The sequence below is a fragment of the Caulobacter sp. D5 genome (assembly GCF_003185805.1).
In the GTDB taxonomy this organism is placed as follows: Bacteria; Pseudomonadota; Alphaproteobacteria; order Caulobacterales; family Caulobacteraceae; genus Caulobacter.
On sequence record NZ_QHJY01000407.1, the window covers coordinates 1 to 1,758 of the forward strand.

The window sequence follows — 1,758 nt, forward strand, 5'->3', positions numbered from 1 at the left end:
CCCGCGCAGGCCGAGGGACTGGCGCAGGCGATCGCGGCTTCGGCCGATCTCGTGCTCGCCAATGCCGCCGGCGACGCCGCCGCCGCGGCGCGCCTGGCCGCAAGGGTCGCCGATCCGAGCTTCACCACCCGCTGACCGTTCTGCGGATAGCGGGTCCGCCGGACCTTTCAGGACGTTTCGGCGGGGGTAAAGTCCTTCATCGAAACAAGGTTTTAGAGGTGCGTCATGGAAGCTCCGGCACTGGCCCAGCGCGGTCGCGCGTCGCTCGATTTCCAGGCGGGCGTATCGAAGGCGACCTTCGGCCTGCACTTCGCCTCCGAGGCGGAACTGGCCATGAAGGGCGTCAACGCCCAGACCCTGCCCGACGACATGGATGAGCGCCACGCCCTGGTCGTCGAGACCCTGGCCGACTCCAAGATCTTCAAGATCCGCGAGCTGTTCGGCGAATGGGCCTCGCGCACCCATGGCGCGCACTGCGACGAAGCCTTCGAGGAGCGCCGCGCGGTGCTCGAGCCCTACCTCAAGACCCTCGACGAAGGCCCGGCCACGCTGGACTACGGCGACGGCGAGACCCCGCCCAGCTACTGGAGCAAGGTCTGGTTCCACCGCACCACCGGCGGCTGGGACCACATCGACCACACCGGCTACGTCCACGGCGAGCTGGTGCACAAGCAGCTGGTGGCGCGCGGCTACGGCGGCGACATCTTCGGCCAGCGCCGGGCGGCCGCCCAGCAGGCCCCGCGCCGCGACTACAAGGAAATCCTCGATATCGGCTGCGGCTCGGGCCACTTCACCCAGGCCCTGCAGGAGACCTTTCCCGAGGCCCAGATCACCGGCATCGACTGGTCGGCCCGCATGCTCGAACAGGCCCGCCGCGTGGCCAACGAGAAGGGCTGGAACTGGAAGCTGATGGTCAAGGGCGGCGAAAACTCCGGTTTCGCCGACGAGAGCTTCGACCTCGTGACCACCTTCATCCTGTTCCACGAGGCCCCGCCGCGGATCATCAAGTCGATCCTGGAAGAGGCCTTCCGGATGCTGAAGCCGGGCGGCGACATCATCATGGCCGACGTGCCGCGCTACGCCGAAATCGATAAGCTGAGTTCCTGGCGCTACGACTACCTGGCCAAGTGGGGCGGCGAGCCCTACTGGCGCGCCTCGGCGAGCATGGACCTGATCCAGATCTGCAAGGACATCGGCTTCGTCGACGTCGAGGGTGCCACCCAGGCCCCGACCCACGCCTACTACGTGCTGCGCGCCCACAAGCCCGCCTGATCCTTCCGACAACGAGCGAGCGACATGAACGCGATGACTCCGAAGACCTTCGAGCGCCCGATCTCCGAGCCGGTGAACCGCCGGATGCTGACCGCCGACCAGATCGACGACCTGGGCGAGGCGATCCTGTCCCTGACCCGCGAGGTCTGGGTGCTGACCGACCGCGTCCACGTGCTGGAAGCCGTGCTCGAAAGCCACGGCGTGCTGGCCAATGCGGAAGTCGACAACTTCCAGCCGGGTCCTGAGCTGCAGGCCCAGCTGAACGCCAAGCGCGACGCCATCGTCCAGAACCTGCTGCGTTCCCTGCGGGCCGCGCCCGAGGCGCGCAGCTAACGACGTCCCCGCTGCATCTGCGCAGTGAGAGCCTGGCGCGGTCGGAAACGACCGCGCCTTTTTTTGTGTGTGGGGGAGAGGCGGCGCTCTTTGAAACCTCTCCCATGGGGAGAGGGAGGGGCCCGCGCCGCAGGCGTGGGAGGGTGAGGGGGT

Annotated in this window: 2 protein-coding genes; both read left to right on the forward strand. The window is 67.8% G+C overall.

Features of this window, described 5'->3' with window-relative positions; translation table 11 throughout:
* The first annotated feature begins 225 nt into the window (after positions 1–225).
* Complete coding sequence (locus DMC18_RS22175) at positions 226–1,272, forward strand: class I SAM-dependent methyltransferase (RefSeq protein WP_110121738.1); 1,047 nt, start codon at positions 226–228, stop codon at positions 1,270–1,272.
* A gap of 24 nt (positions 1,273–1,296) precedes the next feature.
* Positions 1,297–1,605, forward strand: coding sequence for a hypothetical protein (locus DMC18_RS22180; protein WP_110121739.1), 309 nt, complete (start codon positions 1,297–1,299; stop codon positions 1,603–1,605).
* The last annotated feature ends 153 nt before the right edge of the window (positions 1,606–1,758 follow it).